This is a genomic window from Microcoleus sp. SVA1B4, from assembly GCF_036700545.1.
Taxonomy (GTDB): Bacteria; Cyanobacteriota; Cyanobacteriia; order Cyanobacteriales; family Microcoleaceae; genus Microcoleus.
On the sequence record NZ_JAUBPB010000002.1, the window covers coordinates 173,400 to 196,230 of the forward strand.

The 22,831-nt window shown below is 46.4% G+C and carries 12 protein-coding genes and 1 tRNA gene; 6 read left to right on the forward strand and 7 right to left on the reverse strand.

The features are described from left to right. Positions 1–65: 65 nt before the first annotated feature. Positions 66–1,151 carry a chemotaxis-specific protein-glutamate methyltransferase CheB gene (cheB, locus tag QT987_RS01890; protein ID WP_333236851.1) on the forward strand — a complete coding sequence of 362 codons (1,086 nt, stop codon included), beginning with the start codon at positions 66–68 and terminating at the stop codon, positions 1,149–1,151. A 127-nt stretch (positions 1,152–1,278) separates the two neighbouring features. Here cheB and QT987_RS01895 read toward each other — a convergent pair whose 3' ends face one another. Further along, entirely contained in the window at positions 1,279–1,665 is a 387-nt protein-coding gene (locus tag QT987_RS01895; RefSeq protein WP_015175702.1) for a response regulator, read from the reverse strand. 741 nt (positions 1,666–2,406) lie between these two features. On the opposite strand from QT987_RS01895, the gene QT987_RS01900 reads away from it, so the two are divergent. Both QT987_RS01900 and QT987_RS01905 read left to right on the forward strand, forming a co-directional pair. Next, a complete protein-coding gene (locus QT987_RS01900; RefSeq protein WP_333236789.1) occupies positions 2,407–5,214 on the forward strand; it encodes a GAF domain-containing protein in 2,808 nt (935 codons plus the stop codon). Between the two features lie 101 nt (positions 5,215–5,315). Further along, positions 5,316–5,387 (forward strand) — tRNA-Gln (locus tag QT987_RS01905). Between the two features lie 596 nt (positions 5,388–5,983). On the opposite strand, the gene QT987_RS01910 is transcribed toward QT987_RS01905, so the two are convergent. Continuing rightward, positions 5,984–7,261 (reverse strand): serine hydrolase, encoded by a 1,278-nt coding sequence (locus QT987_RS01910; protein ID WP_333236791.1) that lies wholly within the window; start codon positions 7,259–7,261, stop codon positions 5,984–5,986. A 179-nt stretch (positions 7,262–7,440) separates the two neighbouring features. On the opposite strand from QT987_RS01910, the gene QT987_RS01915 reads away from it, so the two are divergent. Beyond that, positions 7,441–8,547, forward strand: coding sequence for an N-acetylmuramoyl-L-alanine amidase-like domain-containing protein (locus QT987_RS01915; RefSeq protein ID WP_333236793.1), 1,107 nt, complete (start codon positions 7,441–7,443; stop codon positions 8,545–8,547). 283 nt (positions 8,548–8,830) lie between these two features. On the opposite strand, the gene QT987_RS01920 is transcribed toward QT987_RS01915, so the two are convergent. The 3 genes from QT987_RS01920 to QT987_RS01930 all read right to left on the reverse strand — a co-directional run bounded on the left by QT987_RS01920 (position 8,831) and on the right by QT987_RS01930 (position 12,642). After that, the gene (locus QT987_RS01920) at positions 8,831–10,165 is read right to left on the reverse strand and encodes a D-alanyl-D-alanine carboxypeptidase (protein ID WP_333236853.1); all 1,335 of its coding nucleotides are present in this window, start codon (positions 10,163–10,165) and stop codon (positions 8,831–8,833) included. 519 nt (positions 10,166–10,684) lie between these two features. Then, complete coding sequence (locus QT987_RS01925) at positions 10,685–11,953, reverse strand: transposase (protein WP_333234358.1); 1,269 nt, start codon at positions 11,951–11,953, stop codon at positions 10,685–10,687. A 353-nt stretch (positions 11,954–12,306) separates the two neighbouring features. Beyond that, positions 12,307–12,642 carry a hypothetical protein gene (locus QT987_RS01930; protein ID WP_333106569.1) on the reverse strand — a complete coding sequence of 112 codons (336 nt, stop codon included), beginning with the start codon at positions 12,640–12,642 and terminating at the stop codon, positions 12,307–12,309. A gap of 571 nt (positions 12,643–13,213) precedes the next feature. Here QT987_RS01930 and QT987_RS01935 point away from each other — a divergent pair. Both QT987_RS01935 and QT987_RS01940 read left to right on the forward strand, forming a co-directional pair. Continuing rightward, positions 13,214–13,729 carry an HNH endonuclease gene (locus QT987_RS01935; protein WP_333056402.1) on the forward strand — a complete coding sequence of 172 codons (516 nt, stop codon included), beginning with the start codon at positions 13,214–13,216 and terminating at the stop codon, positions 13,727–13,729. 160 nt (positions 13,730–13,889) lie between these two features. Continuing rightward, positions 13,890–14,288, forward strand: a complete 399-nt coding sequence (locus QT987_RS01940) for an alr0857 family protein (protein ID WP_333207818.1) — start codon at positions 13,890–13,892, stop codon at positions 14,286–14,288. A 110-nt stretch (positions 14,289–14,398) separates the two neighbouring features. Here QT987_RS01940 and QT987_RS01945 read toward each other — a convergent pair whose 3' ends face one another. Both QT987_RS01945 and QT987_RS01950 read right to left on the reverse strand, forming a co-directional pair. Beyond that, positions 14,399–20,215, reverse strand: coding sequence for a CHAT domain-containing protein (locus QT987_RS01945; protein WP_333236796.1), 5,817 nt, complete (start codon positions 20,213–20,215; stop codon positions 14,399–14,401). A 447-nt stretch (positions 20,216–20,662) separates the two neighbouring features. Next, complete coding sequence (locus tag QT987_RS01950; RefSeq protein ID WP_333236798.1) at positions 20,663–22,822, reverse strand: ShlB/FhaC/HecB family hemolysin secretion/activation protein; 2,160 nt, start codon at positions 22,820–22,822, stop codon at positions 20,663–20,665. Between the last annotated feature and the right edge of the window lie 9 nt (positions 22,823–22,831).

A 22,831-nucleotide genomic window follows, 5' to 3' on the forward strand; every position in this document is an offset into this window, starting at 1 on the left:
TTCCCCGTGCATGGATGCCGAATTTATCATTTCCCATTCCCCATTCCCCATTTCCGAGCAAACTGATGTTGTTGCCCATTAAACTATTGTTAGTTGAAGATTCTCCAGTAGTTACCATCGTTCTCAAACGAATTTTTGAGTCCTCGCCAGACATCCAAGTTGTAGGAACTGCTTGCAACGGATTAGAAGGACTAGAATTAATTCCCAAACTTCAGCCCCAAGTAATCTGTACGGATTTGAACATGGCACCAATGAACGGGTTAGAATTTACCGAAGAAGTAATGAAGAAATATCCGCTACCAATTTTAGTAATTAGTGCTTCAGTGCAAGCGAATGATACTCAGAATGTATTTCAAGTGTTAAAGGCTGGTGCATTGGATGTTTTTCCGAAACCGATGGGTGGGTTGGTATCTGATTACGATCGCCTAGCTAATCAATTAATAGCTAAGGTTAAAATCCTCTCAGGAGTTAAAGTATTTACACGGCATCCAAAAAAGATACCTACTGAAGATAAAAATCAAATTGTAAAACTCAACCAAGCACCAGTTCCTAATTACAAATTTTCTAACGAAAATGTTAAATCTCCAACTATTAAAATATTGGCGATAGGGGCTTCTACAGGCGGGCCGCAAGCACTGTACGCGATTATTTCTAAACTTCCAGCTAGTTTTCCCGTGCCTATAATTTGTGTCCAACACATCAGTGAAGGTTTTTTGCAAGGATTAGTTGATTGGCTGGGTTATGAATCGAAACTGCCTGTTAAGATAGCTGCTTTTGGGGAATTGCCACAAGCAGGGACTGTGTATTTTCCTCCAGAAAAACGTCATTTAGAATTGGATTCTCAAGGGCGATTTATTTATTCAGAAGCTGCTCATGCTGCGGGACACTGCCCTTCTGTAACGGTGACATTTAAGTCGGTAGCTAATTTTTATAGTCGGGCAGCAGCGGGGGTTTTGCTGACAGGAATGGGTAGAGATGGTGCTGACGGAATGTTGGAGATCGCTAGACAAGGGGGGTTGACAATCGCCCAAGACGAGGCTAGCTGCATTGTCTTCGGAATGCCCAAGGAGGCGATCGCCCTCGGTGCCGCCCAATATGTTCTACCTGTCAGTGCGATCGCTCCCCTACTCCTGGCAAAATTAAAAATTTAGGACTTACCTCGCAAATAGTGCAGAATGCCCCGCCCCTCGACTTGTTAAAGAAGTCGAGGATCAGAGAGCGCGATCGCAACTTTTTACTTCATTAATTACTCAAAACTGATTTTTGTCCTAAGTCCGATTATTTGATTTTGATAAACTTACCAATTACCTCGCGCAACTTATCAGCATCAAACGGCTTAGTTAAATACTCTGTTGCTCCCGCCAAACGCCCCTGTACCTTATCAAAGGCTCCATCTCGCGCTGTCAGCATTACGATCGGCAAATTCTGAAACTGAGGCAAGCTCCGCACCGTGCGGCAGAGTTCCAATCCGTCAATACCAGGCATCGAAACATCCAGCAACAAAACCGAAATTTGTTCGTGATAAATCGTTGACAAAGCATCCACTGCATTGTCGGTTACGAGAACTCGAAACTCTTTGCTTAAGGCCTGTTTAACAAGTCCTTGCATCACGACGCTATCATCAACTGCCAAAATAGTTGGTACTTGACTGCTACTTGCAGACATATTCTTCTCCCTGTTTATTTATAGTTCTTGAAAATACAAAACATACTTCGTTCAGTTATTTTTTGAGAGTTGCCTCTACCCAATAATTGTCAACTCCGTTGGAGCGTTAGTTGAAACTTTACCCCTGTTTTTTTACCTCAAACTCGAAAAAAGGGATTGGGAGAGTGGTCGATCGGCAATTACAACAGTTGCAAAATGTGCATCCGGGGCCAAAAACCCTAAAAGGTCGAGTTTGAACAACTATTGTTACAAAGTTTAACATCTTACCAATCTTTTGTAATTCATCTCCTAACTGTAGTTGAACTCCCGGCTAAGGCACAGCTCGGTAAAGGACACTGGTATTGTGGCACAAACCCCTGATTTAAATCTACCAGCAAGCCAGCTACCCACGATTAGAGAAGTCTGTTAAAATACAATTAAACTGATAAAAAAATTCTAGGTAAGCAATAGTCATATATTTTGGAAAGCTGCTTCCTCCCAACAGAGGCTCTTAGATTTAGAGAGTCCGAGGTATTAAAAAGCATAGTCAACTGGAAGTATAATTTATATAGTCTTAGATATGGGGTGCTCTAACTCCGATAACTCAAAAGTTTTCAGATCAGTCAAGAGGTTAGTCTGAATTCGGCGCAAGCAACCTGCGCCGAACTTGCGCCCCGAGTCTCCCAGCACAGAATTCATAGCTTGTTTTTCAAGGGAAGTATTGAGAAGGGCGGTTGCCAGCAACTAGACGGGCAGTTACACATGATGAAAGCACCCTTGCCTCTTGGTAAAAAAGTGTTCAAGCTCCATAACATTGATTTGTATCAGCTTCTTGGCTCTGATCCAGAGGCTTGCTTGGACAGTTTGGTCGGTTTGGCAGCTCAGATGGGCCGAACTCCTATTGCTTTCTTGAGCTTGATTGACGGTAATCGCCACTGGTTGAAGTCGCAGTTAGGTATCGATCGAACTTTGACCCAACGTTACCTGAATTTTTGCGCTCGCGCCCTAGACCCAACTCCCGAAGATTTCGCCCAGAGTTCAAACTCAAAGTCGGAATTTGACCGGGCAATTTCCCTGCAACAACCGCCAGTTGCTTCCGAATTTGCGATCGAACTTCCTATAAATTCTTTTAAAGAACTGCCTGCCGCCATTGTTCGAGACGCTTCCACAGATATGAGATTTGGCGATCATCCGCTGATCGTTTTCTACCCCTTCGTGAAATTTTACGCCGGAATCCCAGTTGTCAGCTCTGAGGGGCAGGTGCTGGGAGTGCTATCCGTCATGGACTCGGTGCCGCGAGACTTGACAAAAGAAACTATAGAAGCTATGCAAGCTTTAAGTCGGCAAGTTGCGAGTTTGGTGGAGCTGCGCTGGCAATTAGTCAAAGCCCAGAAACAGTTGCCAGAGGTAGAAGATATCACCTCGGACAGCCCGCAAATCTCGGAGTTAGTTTCTGGCTCGAACCGATCGAGCTTGTCTGCGGTACCTACGCCACAGAGTAGCAGGACAATATACGGCACAAAAAACCTCCCGACGCTGGGGGAAACAGGCACATCTCAATATGTGTGGGAAGCTTCAGCGGGCATCGGGCGCGCGGACGATACCCAACAAATCCGAGAAATCGTTGCCGGCCCGGGCGACACATCCGATCGCCAACTGACGGCAGCGTCCCTACAAGAGCGAGCTCGCTTGGGAACCCTGCAAGCTAAAGTCGGTGCAGCCCTCGGACAAGGCGGGAAAATATCGGTCATCCTCAATCGCTGCACCGAGGCAATGGTAGAGTACCTCGACGCCACAGGGGCGAGCATCTGGACTTTCAACCAGCAGACAGAGCGGTTAGAATTGCAGGCCAATTCAGGACTTAGGAGCCAAGATTGGGCAAAAGAAATAGAAGATTGGGTGCCAACAGAAGCGGGAAAACTCCAAACGGCTCCTGTGTGTCTAATGTCGAATCCGTCTCTGTGTACCATTACCTATCCGTTGATTGTCGAAGAGCGGCTGGTGGGAGTGATGGCTCTGTGCAGTAGCGCTTTGGCAAGCGAGGGAGCGCTAGAAGTTCTGGGTTGCATTGCTAACGCCATCGCCGTGGCGATCGATCGCCACGCAGCCCGAGAAGAATTGTTGAGCCGCCGGGAAGGCCTGCTCTTCGGCCTCGCCAGCCAGATGCGGAATTCCCTAGACCTCGACAAAATTTTAGATACGGCTGTGAACGAAATTCGCAGCTTGTTGCAGGTTGACCAGTGCTACTTTTTGTGGTACTCCATCTCGCGAGACGGTCAGCCCAGCTTTGCAATTACCCACGAGGCGGCAAATCCCGAACTCAAAGAGCGGCTCACAGAATACCCGATCGAACAAGTAACGCTGCTGGCCGAGAAAATTAGCCACCGCCAAACCCTCCGGATCGGCGACGCTGCCACAGCACTGTGCATCGAACCGGCCACGCGAGCTTTTTTGAGAAGTATCGGGATTGTTTCTAACCTGCTGCTGCCGCTCAAGACTCGCTCCGGTCAAATGGGTGCTGTAGTTTGCAACCATTACAGCAGCCACCGTTCCTGGGCGACGAGCGAAGTGGAATTGCTGCAAGCGGTGGTGGATCAACTGGCGATCGCGATCGACCAAGCCGAACTCTACGCCCAAACCCGCGCTGCCGCCTTAGCCGCCCAAACTCAAGCCCGCCAACTGACGGAAACTTTGCAGCAGTTGCAGCAGAAAGAAGCTCAGCTCATCCAAAACGAAAAAATGTCCTCTCTCGGTCAAATGGTCGCCGGCGTCGCCCATGAAATTAACAATCCGGTTAATTTTATTTACGGCAACTTGACTTATTGCAAGCAGTACATGAAAAATCTGCTGGATTTGCTGCACTTGTATCAAAAGCACTACCCCGAGCCTTGCCCCGAAATTCTCGACAAAAACGAAGAAATCGATGTTGAGTTCATAGTGCCGGATTTGCTGAAAATTCTGTCTTCAATAGAGATGGGAACTGAACGCATCCGCCAAATTGTCCTGTCTCTGCGGAACTTCGCGCGGCACGACGAAGCAGAGATGAAGCCGGTGGACATTCACGAAGGGATTGACAGCACGCTGCTGATTTTGCAGAGTCGCTTGAAGTCAAACGGGCTAGTGCCGGGAATTGAGGTAATTAAAGACTACGGCGACTTGCCGAAGGTAGAGTGCTATCCCGGACAGCTCAACCAAGTATTTATGAATATTTTGGCGAATGCGATCGACTCTTTGGAAAATCAGCCTCCACCCAAGACGATCAAAATCTCGACGGCGGTGGTGAACCCAGACTCGGAGGCTGATGAGTCAGGAAAGTCGAGGGGTCAAGTTGTGGTGATTCGGATTCAAGACAGCGGGCCCGGATTGCCCGAAAAAGCTAAATGCCACTTGTTTGACCCTTTCTTTACCACTAAACCTGTAGGCAAGGGTACGGGGCTCGGCTTGTCTATCAGCTACCAGATAGTGGTGGAAAAACACGGAGGAAGCTTGAACTGTATCTCGAAACCAGGACAGGGAGCAGATTTCAGGATTGAAATCCCGGTAGCTCGCCCCCGTGCGATCAAAGAATAAACCTGCGGGCGATCGGTCTCAAAAAGATTTTTAAAATTTTCTTGTCAAAATGCTTGACAGATTGCGGTGTTTGAATGCTAAGATAGTGAAGGTTAAGACGTTGGGGCGTCGCCAAGTGGTAAGGCAGCGGGTTTTGGTCCCGCCATTCAGAGGTTCGAATCCTTTCGCCCCAGTTAAATTGTGTCCGGTCAATCAATTGTTGAACTCATTGTTTCTATTCTGACCAAGGGCGACGAGCGATTAAAAGGGCGGGTTTTTGAGATTGTCAATTGTTGGCAGATATTTTTCGTGAACCCGCCCCTACCGTATTAGGGGTAATCGAGCGGAAATAATATCATAGGATATCAGAAACCGGGTTTATTCCTGCGGGTTTTACCTAAAATCCTAGATTTGTGGTCAAGAAATTGGTTTTTTTGGTGGCCATTGCCCATTTTTCGCAGAAACCGTTGTTTGTGCGTAATATCACTTCTGACTGCGCCGGAATTGTATAGCAGAAGGAAGAAGGAAGAAGGAATAAAATCAATCGTTTCACCCATTAACAACGTCCTAACCGTCTTGGCGGTTGCTATAAAATCGAGTTAACATTCAACACTCATATCAAATCCGGTTGCATTGCAATGATTAAACCGCTGTTGACGCCGAGAATACAGAGGAAGAGAACAGAGAGATGAATAATTCCGATGCTACCGGATTTGAGATAAACCATCATTCAGTTTTTCGACTAACAGTCAACACTCAACAGTCAACACTCAACAGGCCCTACTCCATATCACTGCAAAGTGCTGGGGCCACGAGCATTTAGCCGATCGAAAACGTATCGGGAAATTGCCGGAAATGTTGTTTCGTCCTTGGAATAAGCAGGATCGTCTGCGAAAACAACTAAGATATAAATCGCGCGATCGTCTAAAGTTCTGACAAATGCCGCTTCGCTGCGGGAACTAGAGGTATAGCCAACTTTGGAACCAAAATAAATATTAGTTGGTAAAGACTCGCCGAGAAATCCTTGTATCGAGTTGCTAGGATCATTTTTCCATGCCTTGGGGTCTAAGTCTCTCGTCAGCAAGTAAGCCATTTTGCGGCTGGCGACGCTGGAAACCGCTTGCCTAGTATAGATTTCATATATTAATCTGGCAGCTTGGTCGGTAGTTACTTGATTGCGAATCGGCTGGGAAGGATCGCCCCGCAATTGCAAGTCGCGACCGATTGGCCCTTCTTGTCTTAAATAGTATATGGGATAATTTTTGGTGCTTATACGAAGATCATTGTAGCCGGCAGACTGGAAAAATGTGTTAATTTGAGTGCGCTTTTTCAGCCAGCTTTGCAACTCTTCTCCTGCGAGCCGTCCGCCGGATTTTGTATCTGTGATTTTATCTAAAAGCCTGCTGGCTGCATCGTTGTTGGAGACGCGAATCATCTGTTCGAGGTCGTTTTTAAATGCAGATTCTCTTTGCGTAATGATGCCTTTTTCTATGGCTGAGTAAAAGGCTGCCATCCAAAATAACTTGGCAACGCTAGCGGGAAATCGGAGAGTTTGATTTTGATATCCGGCAAAGGTGTGAGCTGTGGAATTGCTGACATCAAATAAGCTAATTGATAGCCGTTCAGCAGGCAGTCCTTTGCTGGTTGCAATCTTCACAGCTTCATCAACAATCCCTTGCAATTCTTGAGAGTAAACTGGATTGGGAGGTGTTTTGATGTTGTAGCTAAAGGTAGGCTCGCTTTGACGATCGGCTAAATTTTCCGATGGTTCAATTGTCGGAGGCGAGAGTGTTTCTTGAGGCGAGATGGCCTGTTGAGCCAAGATGACTGGCGGTTCTGGGGCACGGCGAATTCTGAACGGTATTGTGACAATCCAACCGATCGCGATCGCCCCGGCAATTAAGCACAGGATGTTACGGTATTTTAAGCCAGAAAATTTCGTCCTGACTCGACGACGGGATTGGACAGGAGGCTGGCTGCTTTGGCGTCGCGGCCCGATTGGGCCTCGCGGATCGATTGGGCGTCGAGGTTGAATTGGGCGTGGGCGGCGTCGGCGTTCTACTTGCATTACAGTTTTGTGCTATCAAACTCGCATGATCAGTTTATAATAGGGCGGCATCTAAATGACAAGTGTATCGATCTAGTCCGCTGTTGCCAATTTTATCGGTCTACTAGGCTGATTGAGACTTCTAGTAATTGTAAAATTTTCAGGATAGCACTGAGTTGAAGCAAAATCCTTTGAAAAACATGAGAAATTTTTGGAGTCTGGCTGTTTTGGGATTTGGGATCGTCGGCGTGAATAATTCTTTGATACCTGATGTTTGGGCATTTCAGTCTCAATCTGCTACCGGATATGTTGTTGAGCGACAAACAGCAGCACAGGGCGCGGATCTAGCGTTTTCCTTGACGGGAGAAAGCGAAAATCTGGAGATAACAAACAAGCAAACTGTTTCCAGTTTTCCGAGTATGTTGTGGGACTTCAACAATTTAGCGGAAATTTCCTATTCCGAATTGCTGAAAGTGCTGGCGAGACGATCGGACTCCAATAATACCGAGAGAGAAACCGTTGCACAGCCTGAAGACATAGCACGTTTTGAACAGGTTGTACAGTATGCAAAACAACAAAATTTGCACGATCGCTCGATGGGAGAAATCGTCCAGGCGATCGCCGATAACTTCCTAGGGAAGCCCTACGCCGCTGGGTTGCTGGACAAATCCGGCGAAGAAAAGTTGATCGTAACTTTGAATAAATTTGATTGCGTTTTATTTGTAGAAACCGTTTTGGCGATCGCCAGGGGCGTAGCAGTACAAGATTACAACTATCAAAATTTTGTAAATCGCATAGAAGAACAGCGGTATTTAAACGGTAAAATGAACGGTTATTGCAGCAGATTGCACTATTTTTCCGACTGGATTAACGACAATCAAAAACGGCAAACTGTGGAAAATATTACCGCTGAATTAGGCGGCGTGCCCATGAATAAAACACTAAATTTCATGAGTCAGCACCGCAGCAGTTACCCGCAAATGCTCAAAGACGAAGCGACTTATCAGTGCATAGTCAGCCAAGAAACAGACTTAGCCAAAACTACTGTTAATTACATCCCGACAAATCGGATAAAAAGAGTTTATTCTCAGTTAAAACCGGGGGATATTGTAGCGGTAGCGACGGATGTTAAAGGATTGGATGTCACCCACACCGGTTTAGTCTACCGCAATGCTGACGGCAATATGGGTTTAATTCACGCTTCGCCGGCTGGGGAGGTGACAGTTGCTTACGACTTGCAGAGATATATTAGCAGAGTCGAAAGTGCGATCGGCATAGTAGTCGCTAGGGCAAAAACCCCTAATTAAATTAGTTGGTACTCCTAGGGTGAATCAGCTTGCATTATTTTAGCTGCCAATTCACAATTTCTGTACTGATATCAAATCCGGTAGCATCGTCCTGTATTCATCTCTGTATTCTCTCCCTCTGCATTCTCTGCGCCCTCTGCGGTTAAATCATTCCGATGCAACCGGAAACGATATGACGCACCCTACAAACTAAAGAAACCGGGTTTTTTGCCGAATTTGCGGATGGCAACCCGTCTTTTTGTAAAAAAACCCGGTTTCTGGGTGCCCATGCGTAAGCCTCAAATCAATTGACAATTTCGCTGCGAGATACCTTACTCTTTCTAGCAGGATTTGGCGTTAATTCCGGCGGCGAAACTTGAACACTTCCCCACTCATTCAAAAAGCTTTTCAGCAAAACCTCTTGCTGAGTGCGAAATGTCTCGACATTTGCCCCTCCATTCATAATCACAAACCACACAGTTTCTTGTTTTTTAGTTGGCAAAGCTCCGCCCAAAGCGCTAACATTATCCAACGTGCCAGATTTGACTACTGCTAATTGGGGTAGCGGCCGTTCTGATAGTATTCCTTCATCTTTCCCAACTACAGTTAAGACATCAGCAATTGTCATGCTGTAAGGTTCAAGATAGCGTTCTAAAGCGATAAACAACGCACAAGCAGCCCGGGGAGAAATGAGATTTTCTTCGCTCAATCCCGAACCGTTGACGAGTTGAATTTCTGCGGGAGGAACTCCGGTTGCTGCTGCTGCTTTTTGCGCGACTGTTTTAGCGCCACCGACAGTATCCGCTAGCATATCTGCCATGAGATTGTTGCTGTACTGATTCATTTTTTTGATGAGTTCAGCCAGGGGCAAAGAATAATGTTTGACTAAAGGCTGCACCTCGTTGGGAGATGCTGACAAAACTTGTACAGTACCCTCAATTGCTATTTGGGGTTTTGGCGTATTGGGAGGCAGTGTTTGATACTGGGCGGCGGCCTCGCTGGGCCAGATTTGACTGTTCAATCCTTGTTTGAGCAATTCTCCCGATTTTAGGGGATCGAGTTCAAAGTTCATGTAAAACTTATCGACAATTATCAAATTGCCACTGACTCGTTTGATGCCTTTTTGATTTAAGGCGTTACCGAGGGCGATCGCCTCTTCCCAGACAAACAACGGATCGGCGCTTCCCTGAACAATTAAAGATCCTTTTAATACGCCGTCTTCTATTTTTCCCGTTGTACCAATTAAGGTAATAAATTGATGTTCCGGCCCGAATTGTTGCAGCGCTACGAGAGATGTTGCTACTTTGGTAATAGAAGCGGCTGACAGAGGAACGGTACCTTGATGATTGGCTAGCAAAGTATTGCCCGATTGCATCCAGACGCCTTGGTTTTCTTTGGCAAAACCTTGGGCGGCCAACTCGTTGAGATATTGCTGGATTTTGGTATTTGTGGGGGTTTCGGGATTGGTAGCAGAGACTATTAAGGGCTGCTGAGGCTGACTTGGTTTAACTGGTGGCGGGGAGGATTCAGCTACAGGAGAGGGAGATGCAAGTTGAGGTGATTCAGTAGCTGCACATCCGGCAATAATTGTGAGAAGGGCGATCGAACTCGCAGCAGTCAAGTAGCGGTTTTTCAGCATTACCTTAATTTTTTTCATCAAATGTACGATCGTCTGTTCAGCACGCCCGATGGAAAGTTTAGCATTAGCCCGCGCGTTTTGGAGCATCCGCATCTGCGTTACCAGAATTGCGAACCCCTAACATTAGCTATCTACTTCTCCATCTTTCTTCGTGCTATACCCTAGGGGAACGGCTTCGCCGAACCCGCCTTCGTGGTTCGTTAAATAGATATTGTTTAAATACTGCGGGGTTTTATACCAATAGCCCGGACTGTTTTTAGTTCGTAATCTGAAACCCTGAATTTTCGTAGATCACATCTTGGATTATTCTCGCTTAACAGGCTGTCCGGCCTGTTCCACAACAAGTGCAATTTCTTGTGGGGATTAGGGGTTGGGCATTCTGCCCGGCCATAAAAAGCTTATTGAAAATGGTGCAAGATGTCAGTTGGTAGTTCGATTGCCGCAGATCCTTGCAACCCTGATTTTACGGTTGGTAATCAAAAACTGTTTAAAGTATGGTTATAGCTGGTAAAAGTATAGTCATTTATAGACATGGGAGGCTTCAAGTCCCTCCCCTTTCACTTTTACTTTGAGCGGATTAACCCGCATTGGCTGAACTACGCAGCTCCCTATCCCATCGCTGAACGCATTTGGGATTGCTTTTCTGAGAATATTGTAAGAAGCATTCACATCGGAATTAATTAACTGACCAGTTGATGTTTTGTACAAACCTCGTTTGATCCGTTTCCCAGTAAATACAGGCTCTTTTTCTGTTTTTCCGTAAACCGGAATTGGGTCTAAACCCAGAAAGCTACTTCTGGACGTGTAGGATTCTTCCTGCACAATCACCGTAATTCCCACTAACCGAGCTTTGTATTCCAACATTTCAATCAACCGAGAATGAGGAATGCTAACAAAGTTTTGATTAGTTTTCTTCCCTAACTCGATTTCAGTTTTCCACTGGGCATTCTTGCCAATTACTAGCGTCCCAATCTGCTTTGCCATCAAAATATCAATAATCACATGACTGGTATGATGCAAGTAATTATCAACTTTTTGATTGCGACAGCGTGTTAAGCGCTGAATCCGTAGTGAAGTTTTGCGACCTCCTTTTAACTGGGATTGCAACTTTCCTTTACGTTTGTTGTAGAACTGGTTGATCGATTTTAATGGTCGCCCGTTAATCAACAAAGGGATAAATCCCGGCTGATTTGAAGTTAACGCCACTAAATTATCCAGCCCCAAATCAATACTAGCTACAGAGTTGGCATTGCCAAGGGTGGACTCCAGTTCATCATAAATTACCTCAATTACATAGGAATCACATTTCGGAACCAGTCTAACTTGACAAATCTGATCGGGATTGAGTTGGGTTTTAATTGAAAGTTCAGTGCCGGAAAGCTTGATAATTCCTTTCTTCAACTGTTTGCTGCTAATCGCTTGAATCGTGTATACTAGAAGGTTTCGCCCTTTAACTTTATCTTTGTACTTGGGCAATTTTGGACGACCCGTGAACTTGGAAGAATCAGCTTTGTAAGCATTGAATGCCTCAAAAAACGATTTCCAATTCTTGTCTAGTACCATCAATATTTGCTGACTGACTTTAGCAGGTAAAGCTTTATACGCTTCCTGAGACTTCATCAAGCGGTTCATTTCGTTGTAGTTGACATAACCCCATCCATAAATAAAGCTCTGACGAATAACGTAATTGGCGGCATTGTAGAGGTTTTTGGATTTGAAGGCTAGTTCGTCAATCTGGGCGAAACGGTGTTCCGTCGATTTAATGATGTGTCTCTCTGTTAGCTGCATTCAGAGCCTCCATCTCTCGGATGTGGTAGTTTATTTGCCTTCCACCACCGCCACGCAGTTGTGTAACTTATGCCTATTGCTTTAGCGTAGTCAGGTAGTTTCATTGTTAACCTCCTGACTACATATTATCATTCTTGCTTACTACTGCTTATAAACTTAATGAAGTTTTATAATACCAGTTCCCAAAAACAATGCAACTCTAGCTAAGCTCCCAACCCTTATCTGATAAGCCATTCCCAAATCTAAAATCTAAAATCTAAAATCTAAAATCTAAAATCTAAAATAGTACGATTTTCAGCGCCTGGGGTGAAGGCCCCAGGCCGATCGCTCTGACAAATTTTCGATAAACTCGTTTATCCAGCCATACTCCCTATACTTAGCGGCACCATTTCGCCGTGCATTGTCAGGCCTAATAACATCGGCCCGCCCGCTCGAATCAACTCTCCTGTAAGCGCGCAGCGTTCCTCCTGCTGTGCTGTGGCATTAATGCTGGCTCGAATATCCGATCGAGAAAACATCTGCCGATACTCTCCAGACTTCTGCTGCACGTAATTCCAGAGCAAATCTCGAATCAAAGCTTGATAGCCTTGATTGCCCGCGAGCTCTTTAAGTCTCTCCTTGAGCTCTCTTTCGAGTCGAATGCTGGTGACTTCCATTTCGGTGGTTGAGGTTCTAGGTAGGGTATGCATAATTTTTTCTCCGTGACGGGTGGACATATGTGTAATATCAGTGTAGTATGTTTACAGCTAGATTGAAAGCCTCTTAACCACCTTCTGCCGACTTTGAAATTTCTCCCCACCTACTCTACCTATCAACTGAAGTGCGATCGCCCCACGGGTCGCTCAGAGTCGTCACGGGACGTCTTTAGCAATGGTTTTGCGACTGTTGCAGCGACTTCGTGGGCGGGCTTGGGCCTAATTAAACCTGGTTATAGTGGATTAGGACAAATTGCAGAAATTAATGACAACGAGGTAGACCGGGACGGTCTGCAAGTGGCACAGCCAGATCGAGAGAGGCGAAGCGGGAGGTACAGCTAAACAACTGTACCAAGACAGGATGAAAATTTGCATGAAAGCAGTTTTTCTAGCCCCCGCTTCTAAGTAAGAGAAGCGGGGGCATTTTGATTGGATATTTGAGAAATTCGATCGGCTTGGGGAACTGGGAAAAAACCAGATGTAGCCAATGCTGACGAAGCAAGCAAGATTCAAAATCTAAAATCTAAAATCTAAAATCCAAAATCCAAATGAGGAGGAGCAAGCCGTGACCGTAGTAACTGATGTATTGAGGCAATCTGTGGTGGTGTTTTCTCAGAATTACCTACCGATGAGCCGTGTCAACATCAAACGGGCGATCGTACTGTTGGTAACAGGCAAGGCTGAACCTCTTGATTTTAGCATTGGCAACGGCTGGCTGGTACGATCGCCCAGCACCAGCATCCACGTACCCGAACAAATCCGCTTGACTTTTGGTAACAGGGAACGCCTGTGGAAAGTGCCCCCGGTGAATCGCCGGGAAGTTCTGCGCCGCGACGCTCATTCTTGCCAATACTGTGGTAGCAATCGGCATTTGACGCTGGATCACGTGATGCCTCGATCCAAGGGAGGCCCGCATACTTGGGACAACGTGGTGACTGCTTGCGAACGGTGCAATTCTCGTAAGGGCGATCGAACTCCCGTAGAAGCTGGAATGTCTCTGCGAACTAAGCCGAAAGCCCCCATACACCCCACTGTTGCTTTTGCCGAACTGTTTTGGCACGAATACCAAATTGGGGAATAGGGCATGGGAAGAATTTTAGATTTTAGATTTTAGATTTTAGATTTTAAATTGATGCGTAATGCTCATCTAAAATCTGCCCTAAATCCCAATTCCCAATTCCCGATCGCCAATTTTCAATTACCAATTTTTAACTTTCAATTCCAAATTTAGGGCTGTCAATATGCTGAAGTTGACTTACACTGAAACGGGCTTTAACCTCGAGCGTTTGGCTCAATCTCCCGAACAGTTAGTGGCGCTGCGAGTTGTGCTGGCTATGCGAGTTGGTCAAAGCATCAGCGTCGAACCGAGCACTGCGGCATTTTTGCTGCCCGCGAATTTGCCAGCGCTGTCTCTGTTGGAATCTGAGGCGCGCCGAAACGACAATGATGCGATCGAGCTTTGTGTTGCTGATGCTGACTTTGTAGAAGTGACTCTGCGCGGTACGTGGATTTCTGATGCGTCTGAGGGGGCCCAGGGCGTGTTTGCGACTGTGTTGGGCGATCGGGCAGAACTATTGTTGCTCAAACTCTGGCTCGAAACTCAGGCTGCTGCGGAGGTTGTCGGGGAAGTCGGCGATTAATATCGGATGTGGAAGGAAGAGGGAAGAAGCAAGAGGGAAGAAGCAAGAAGGAAATATTTTCTTCATATCGCACTCCCCCACTTTCTCCCCCTCTCCCGCCAGAAGCGCACTCAATTCCATTCTCCTTGCAGCCCAAAAGCAGCCCAATAATAAGGAGATTGCCATTCTGGAAGCTGTAGCACTTCGATTTGCGCCGATCGCAGTGCCGCAGCAGGCGCTAATTTATCTTGGAGCATTTTTTTGTAAAATCGTGTCATCAACTCAGAAGTTACTTGATCCTCAACACTCCACAGAGAAACCACCACACGCGGCGCCCCCGCATACATAAACCCTCTCGTCAAACCCACCAACCCTTCTCCTTTAACGTCTTTTCCCAAACCCGTCTGACACGCACTCAGCACCACCAATTCGGCCGGTAAATTGAGATTAAAAATATCATTCAGTCGCAAGTAGCCATTTTGTAACGTACCTTTCTCATCAACCAAAGAAAGCACCAATCCCGATAATTCTGGATGTTTGCTATTAGCAAATCCGTGCGTAGCGAAATGAACAATGCGATATTGAGATAAATCGGGATCGGTTGCCGTGGTACGATTAGCCATAAAGTCAAACGCTTGTTTTTCCAAATCATCCGGTACCAAAGCCAAGATTTGCTCAGCTTCAGTTCGCGAGAAAGGTAGGCGAGTCCAATAAATGTTAGCCTCAGAGGCTGATCTCTGTAATTGTTGCGCTTCCACTGGCAGAGTTTCAACAGTTTGATTCTTGGTTACAGGCGATGTACTCGTGCCTTTGAGCCGTTCATCATCAGTGCTAAAAACTGGATCTGCAAACAAGGCGATCGCCTTTGGAGCCGGTTGACGAGTCGCCATATCCCGCCGCAGGATAGCCAAAGTTGAGGCAGAAGGCAGATTAACAACTTCATGCTTAACTATTAGCGGCGCTTCTGATTTTTCCAGAGTAAGTGCGCCAAAAGGAATGTATTGCAATGCTCCATCCGCAACAATTAGCAAGCGCTTGTTGCCCAACTCAGAAGCAACGGGAGCGAGGATCATTTGGCTCAGGAGTGCAGCAGATTCGGCAACCATTTGAAGAGAGGTTCTCGTGGTCTCTTTGGTTAAAGTATCGCGGAAATTCTTAGCCGTGGCTTCAATCTCGGTGCGAGAAGGAAGTTCGTAACTGGTGAAAGAAGTTTTCGTCACCGCCCACAAATAACTGCGCTCCTCACCCAAAGAATATTCTAAAAGTAGCGTTTTGTCATCGATTACCTGTTGTTGAATTTGTTGCAAGTTGAGAGGTTCGGGATATTTGAGAGCAGCGTAACGAGGACTGTTGGCGCGAATTTTAGCTTCTATTTGAGCGAGTTCATTGAGAACTGTGTCGATTTTTTGTTGAATTTCCTCCCGAGCTTCTTGCGTAGATTGAGCGATGACAATTTGGTATTTGCGAGTCTGAAAATCACTGAGTTGTTGTTGCAAATTTTGTTCTTGTGCTAGCAGTTGCGGGTCAACTCCTTGGCGAATATTTGCGCTGGCTTCGCTGAGGAGTTCAAGCAGACTGCGGGCACGGGCACGTTCGCTAGCATGAAAGGCTTGTGCGTCATAACCTTTATCGGGATTTTTCAGGTGCAGTTGCATCAAAAAATCGATGTAAAACTGGTAATAATCTTGGTTGCGGGCAAAGTAAGACTGCCGCAGTTCTTGGCTACCGATTTGAGTGCGGAGGTTTTCAATAATATTAATTGCGGTTTCGATTTCGGTTTGGGCAACTGTGAGGTTATTTTGTTGGCGGTTTAAGATGGCTTGATTGTAGATGATGTGCGCTTCTTCTGTTTTGTAACCGAGTTGTTGGGATAGAGATAAAGCTTGGTTATAGTTTTCAATGGCGGTAGAACTTTGCCCTAAAGCAGCTTGTATTTTCCCCATTTGATTGAGGACTGTGGTTTCTTTTACTTTGTCGTTTAGGTGTCGGGAGATGCTCAGGGCTTGGTTGTACGCATTCAGGGCAGTTGACCATTCTTTTGAAGCGATGTAGGTGCTACCAATGCCAGTTAAGGCAGTAGCTTCTACTGCTAAATTACCTGCGGGTCGAGAGATGACTAGGGCTTTGTTGTAGGAGTCTAGGGCATTTTTCCAGTTTCCTGTAGCAGCGTGAATATTACCAATGTTGTTGAGGGTGTTGGCGACTGTCGCTTGGTCATTTAATTGATAAAATAAGGGCAACGCTTGGTTATAGTAATCCAGGGCTGTTTTCGGGTCAGCTAAATCAGTGTAAAGTTGACCGAGACTGTTGAGTAGGGCTGCTTGTTCTGTTTTAGCACCTGCTTGTTTTGATAATGGCAACGCTTGATTGTACGAGTCTAAGGCAGATTGAAATTGTCCGAAATTGACGTAAATCTTACCAATGGATAAGAGAGTCTGTGCAGCTTGGGCGTAGTTTCGCTCTGCACGATAGAGTTCGAGGGCTTCTTCTAATTTTTGAAGGGCGAGTTTTCTTGATTCGGCGGTTTCTTGGCTAGACAGTTGATTTCCTCTGAAAAATGCGACTTCAGCCGCAGAAACTTTGATTCCTGTGGCAATATCCCAGACACGGGCGGTTCTATCCCGACTCGCCGTCAGAATTTGGCGACCATCTGGGCTAAATACGGCACTTTCGACACTATCCTCATGTCCCCGGAAGATTGCTAACAAATTGCCTTGGTTATCCCACAGGCGGGCGGTTTTATCCTCACTAGCGGTGAGAATTTGGCGACCATCAGGACTAAATACGGCGGTGTTGACAGAACTGTCATGATCTCGGAATATGGCTAACAGATTGCCTTTGATATCCCATAGCCGGGACAGTCTATCCCCACTGGTGATTAAAATTTGGCGACCATCCGGGCTAAATACAACGCTGCTGCTAGAACTAGAGCCTTTCTCTACATCCTTCTGTCCCCGAAACTCTGCTAGGAGATTGCCTTGGGTATCCCACAGACGGGCATACCCGTGGGAATCATTGCCGAGGGTAAGGATTTGCCGGCCATCGGGGGTAAAGATGGCATTATCAACCCACTCATGCCCCCGAAACTCTGCTAGGAGATTACCTTGGGTATCCCACAGACGGGCGGTTTTATCCGAACTGCTGGTCAGGATTTGAGTTCCATCTGGACTAAAGACTAGGGTGTTGACTTGATACTCATGCCCCCGAAACTCAGTCAGGAGATTTCCTTTGGTATCCCACAGACGGGCGGTACTATCTATACTAGCAGTGAGAATTTGATTCCCATCTGGGCTAAATACTGCCCTTGTAACAGAACCCTTGTGTCCTTGGAATTTTGCCAGGATATTACCTTTGATATCCCACAAGTAGGCAGTTTCATCACCCACTGCAAGGATATGTCCGCTATCGGGGCTAAATACAGGTCTGGAGAGTCTTTCTTGAGGGACTTGAAACTCGGTTAGAAGATTGCCTTTGGTATCCCACAGGTGAACCATTTTCTCGGTCGTGGTAAGAATATGGCGACCATCAGGGCTAAATACGGCACGCTGGACTTCGTTGTTCTCCTGTAACTCTGCCAGTTGAGCGTTATTTTTGGACAAGCTTTCCTGAAAAATTTGTAGGGCAGCCATTTGCTCGGCTTGGGCAGTAATTGCCACTGACACATCCCACAACCGGGCAGTGCCTTCATTACCAGCAGTGAGAATTTGCCGACCATCTGAGCTAAAGACTGCACTGTGAATGGCACCTTCATGTCCCCGAAACACAGCTAAGAGATTACCTTTGGTATCCCACAACCGGGCGATTCCAGGGCCGAAAGTCTCACTGCTAGTCGTGAGAATTTGCCGGCCATCGGGGCTAAAAATTGCACTTCCAAGATGTGTTTCATCTGCCCGAAACTCTGCTAAGAGATTGCCTTTGAGATCCCACAGACGAGCAGTATCATGTAAACTCTCAGTCAGAATTTGACTTCCATCAGGACTAAATACAGCACTTTCGAGTCTTTCCTTATGCCCTCGGAACTCGGCAAGGAGATTACCTTTAAGATCCCACAAACGGGCAGTTTCATCATCACTTGCTGTCAAAAATTGACGACCATCGGGGCTAAAAACGACACTTTTGACGGCCTTCTCATGTCCGAGTGGGAATTCGGCTAAGAGATTACCTTTGGTATCCCACAATCGGGCAATTTTATCCTCACTGGCGGTGAGAATTTGGCTACTATCGGGACTAAATGTTGCACTGTTAACCATCCACTGCCGTTCTTCTATGTCCTCAACTTTCCTGGGTACCCGCAACTCAGTGAGGAGATTACCTTGGCTATCCCACAAGCTAACCGGATAGCACTGACAATCGGTGGGGAGGATTTTGCTACCATCCGGGCTAAATACTGCATTGATGTGACTGCCCCCTTGCAATACAGAGAGAAGATTGCCTTTGTTATCCCACAAACGGATGTTCTCACCATTGGTGGTGAGGATTTGACTCCCATCGGGGCTAAATCTTGCTCGATAGACGCCTTCTTCATGTCCTTTAAACTCTGCCAGGAGATTGCCTTTAAGATCCCATAATCGTGCCGTTTCATCTCGACTGGCGGTGAGAATTTGCCGGCCATCGGGACTAAAGACAGCACTGCTAACCAAACTTTCATGTCCCCGAAATATTGCCAGTTGAGCATTATTTTCAGACACACTTTCTAGAAGGGTTTCCCTAGCCACTATTTGCTCAGATTCAGCAGCAATTGAGGCTGACACATCCCACAAACGAGGCACTTGATCCCAACCAAAGGTGAGGATTTGCTTACCGTCTGGACTAAATACTGCACTCACTGCACTCTCATGTCCCCGCAACTTTGCTTTGAGATTGCCTTTGGTATCCCAAATTTGAGCAGTTCCATCTCGACTACTGGTTAGAATATGCCGGCCATCGGGGCTAAATCCTTGTACACCCCAGCGATAAACTTTATGTCCCTGGAATTCTGCTAAAAGATTGGCTTTAGTATCCCAAACCCTGGCTGTATAGCTACTAGCGGTGAGGATTTGCCGACCATCGGGACTAAATTCTGCACTGTAAACCGACTCTTTATGCCCCTGAAACACGGCTAACCCATTACCTTGGGTATCCCACAGACGGGCAGTTTTATCTGCACTAGCCGTGAGGATTTGGCTACCATCGGGACTAAATTTTGCATTAATGACACTATCTTCATGTTCCTGAAACTCTTTGAGAAGATTACCTTTGCTATCCCATAAGTAAACAATTCCATGGGAATCGACAGAAAGGATTTGGCGACCATCCGGGCTAAATACAGCTTTTGAGGAGACTAATCCGCCACTTGTTATCTTTTGATGACCTTGGAACTCAGCGAGGAGATTGCCGTTGATATCCCACAAATGAAATTTATCCCTAAAACCGGCTCGCTCGGAAAACCGACTAATGGTGAGAATTTGCCGGCTATCTGGACTAAATACGGCATTTATGACTTTATCGCCATTCTCAACCCCTCGGAACTCTTTGAGGAGATTGCCTTTGAGATCCCACAGGCGGATGGCTTCATACTCAGTAATGGTCAGAATGTGCTGGCTATCGGGGCTAAAGATAGCACGTCTGACTTCTTTGTCATGACCTCGAAATACCGTTAAATGATTGCCATTAAGATCCCATAGACGGGCAGTTTCATCCTCACTCGCCGTCAAAATTTTACTGCCATCGGGGCTAAAGACAGCACTGGTGACATCCGCCTCATGTCCTAAAAACACGGCGAGTTGTCCAGCAAATGCTTGTACTGGTTGTTTTATTCCTGATGGGTTAAGGTTTTCTGTTGTTGATGACTCAGACACTCTGGTAGTTCTGGGTTGGCCGCTGATGGGGATGCTGTAGGTGGTAGCGAATACAACTCCTATCACCAGAGGGAGACAGCGATGCACTTTTCGGTATTTATCTGGCAGCATAATTGTTTTTTGGGAGAGTTAAGAATTGGGAGAGGGGGGTCAACTAAACCTTTCTCTAGCGAATCCGTAAAAGCCAAAAGCTATAGTTTCTTTTTGGATAGGCAAATCTGCTTAGCGTTGGCTCATTTTTTACCGAGGTGATTAAAATTAAGATTCGCTGGGCGTTAGTTGTCAAAAAAAAATATTTATGTTAAAGAGAAACTCTATCATTTTTTATAATCTTTGTCTGTCATTGGCTGCGTCAACGGTGAGGAAAAGACGTTAAGGGATGTAACTTGAATCGATCGGCGGGGCGTTGGCTCGTCGATGTTATTATCTTTTGACCCACATCTGCGGAATGTGGGTTTTATGAACAGGCAAGATGCCTGTTCCACAATAAAATTTATATTTTGTGGAACAGGCATCTTGCCTGTTGCTGACCATAGTGCGAGATAGCAGTAAGTCCCTTTAGGGCGTATAAATTATGTTGAAGTAAATGCCGTTATCTTGCAGATTGTCGCCTTTATCGCTAATCCTCACCAAAGGAAAAGCGTAATCTACGCGCAGGTTCACCCGCTGTATCGGTTCCCAGATTACCCCCAAACCCAGACCTGCTAAAAATGTCTGATTGGTTAATGTATTAGGATTGTTCGCAACGTTCCATACGGTACCCGCATCCAAAAAAGGAGCCAATTGAAGTTTGGGATTTCCCGAAGCATCGCGTTGTAAAGTAATCCGATCTTCGATGGAAACTCTGAAGCCGTTATCGCCAGAACGGACGTTTTGGCGGTAGCCGCGCAAAGATTGTCCACCACCAATTACAAATTGCTGGGAAGGCAACAAACTATTAGCTGACAACTGTAAGTCTGCCTGCAAAATTAATAAATGTTTGTCATTCAATCGCTGTACTCGCTGCACTTGACCCAGCCAACTCAAAAATTGTCCGTCGGGATCGGAACCTTCGTTTTGAGTAGCATCAAACAAGCTAGTGCCGATCGTAAATTGCGATCGCACGGCCCAAGCACCCTGCGGGTCGCGCCGAATGTAGTCCTGTCCCAGCTTAATTGCACTCGTAGTGCTGACACCATTGGAGTCCGGGCCGGTGCCAAAAGGAAACGGTTCGCCTTCGAGAAAAGTTCTGCCTGTCTGATAAGTAAAACCAGCAGATAAGGCAAATTCTTCGATCGGCGTTCTCCGCAGCGGCTGGCGGTAACTAACTTCAAATAAATGCGATTTTCCCGAAATGTCAAAACGGTTAAAAGGTGCTTGTACGATACTGTTGCGATTCGGTGCCGCCCTCAATTGCAAAGTGCCGTTCATCGCATTTAGCGGCACGCGATAGCTAAAATCAAACACGTCTGAATCGCCGAGCGAGCGATAATAAGCTGCTGCCAGTTCGTCGCCATTTCCTGTTATATTGCGGTGCCGCAAACTAACTCCCAATCTTTCGGAACCGACACTGGGAGGCGAGTAATTGTCAATGCTGAAAGTAGGTTGAAAGGGATTAGCTTCCGAAACTCGGACGATCAGAATGCTCTCGGCTTCATTATCCCCGGCCCGCAGACTGGCTTCTACATTGTCAAATAAAGGATCGACTCGCAGCAGCCGGAGTTGGTCTTCTAATAAAGCTGTGCTTAAAGGCCTTCCGGCACCGAGTCGAATCCGGCTGCGGATGTAACTTGGATTCAATCTTTTAGTTCCTTCTACCTCAATTCGGGCTAGCTTGCCTTCAATCACTTGAATTTGGACTACCCCTGCGGTGATAGTTTGGGGCGGCAAGACTGCTCTCGAAGTGATGTAGCCACGATTGAGGTAAATTTCGGTAATTTTGTCGGCGATTTGTTTGAGCTGTTCTAGGGTGGTAGAACGGCCTTCTAAGGGGTTGACTAAGGCATTAATTTCGTCTTGGCTTAAAATTGTGCTGCCAACTACTTGAATTTTCTGCACATCAATTGGTGTATTCGGCAGCGTTGGGGGAACTGGCGACGGAGACGGCGGCGCTACGGTGGGTGGTACTTGGGGAGGTTCTGGGGAAGGCTGCGGGGCCGGTTGCAGAAATCGATCGCGATTGGGATCTGGCTGAGTCGGCGGCGACGGTAACAGCGGATTTGGTACTAGATCGCGGTTTAAGTCGGGCGGGAGGTTTCCCGGTGGCGTCTGCGGGTTCTGGGCTAAAAAATTACAATCTAGCGGGTTCTGACATTGGCGATCGTTGTCAACGAGATTTTTTGCTACGGGCAAGATGCCCGTACCACAATCAATCAAACTGCTTGTGGAACAGGCTTCTTGGCTGTTCTGTGCCCGGTTCGATGGTGTTTCTGGTTCAGGGTTGGTCTCGATCGCATCGGGAAGCTGATTTAAGTTTGTTGCTGTTTCATCCTGCTTGATTTCTAGTTTTTGCAGTGCTAATACTTGATTGCCCGTATCTGCTGAGTTGTCAGCGGCGACGGGCAACTGAGAAATATCCTTTGTTTGGGATATAGCTTTATTGGCATACAAGCAAGCCATCGGCAGCGCAGTTAGAAGTGAAATCCCCAACCGAAATAGTGCAATATTTGCATTCGGGCGCATAATTAATAATTTCTCTAAAATAAGTTTGTCGCCTGCTTGACTATGCCAGTTTATCATTTAGTATTA

Excerpts from the sequence above, each read along its gene's own strand:
- QT987_RS01895 (WP_015175702.1), bottom strand. The coding sequence starts at position 1,665 with ATGTCTGCAAGTAGCAGTCAAGTACCAACTATTTTGGCAGTTGATGAT.
- QT987_RS01920 (WP_333236853.1), bottom strand. The coding sequence starts at position 10,165 with ATGCTGAAAAACCGCTACTTGACTGCTGCGAGTTCGATCGCCCTTCTC.
- QT987_RS01950 (WP_333236798.1), bottom strand. The coding sequence starts at position 22,822 with ATGATAAACTGGCATAGTCAAGCAGGCGACAAACTTATTTTAGAGAAA.
- QT987_RS01945 (WP_333236796.1), bottom strand. The coding sequence starts at position 20,215 with ATGCTGCCAGATAAATACCGAAAAGTGCATCGCTGTCTCCCTCTGGTG.
- QT987_RS01925 (WP_333234358.1), bottom strand. The coding sequence starts at position 11,953 with ATGCAGCTAACAGAGAGACACATCATTAAATCGACGGAACACCGTTTC.
- QT987_RS01900 (WP_333236789.1), top strand. The coding sequence starts at position 2,407 with ATGATGAAAGCACCCTTGCCTCTTGGTAAAAAAGTGTTCAAGCTCCAT.
- QT987_RS01930 (WP_333106569.1), bottom strand. The coding sequence starts at position 12,642 with ATGCATACCCTACCTAGAACCTCAACCACCGAAATGGAAGTCACCAGC.
- QT987_RS01910 (WP_333236791.1), bottom strand. The coding sequence starts at position 7,261 with ATGCAAGTAGAACGCCGACGCCGCCCACGCCCAATTCAACCTCGACGC.
- QT987_RS01915 (WP_333236793.1), top strand. The coding sequence starts at position 7,441 with ATGAGAAATTTTTGGAGTCTGGCTGTTTTGGGATTTGGGATCGTCGGC.
- QT987_RS01940 (WP_333207818.1), top strand. The coding sequence starts at position 13,890 with ATGCTGAAGTTGACTTACACTGAAACGGGCTTTAACCTCGAGCGTTTG.
- cheB (WP_333236851.1), top strand. The coding sequence starts at position 66 with ATGTTGTTGCCCATTAAACTATTGTTAGTTGAAGATTCTCCAGTAGTT.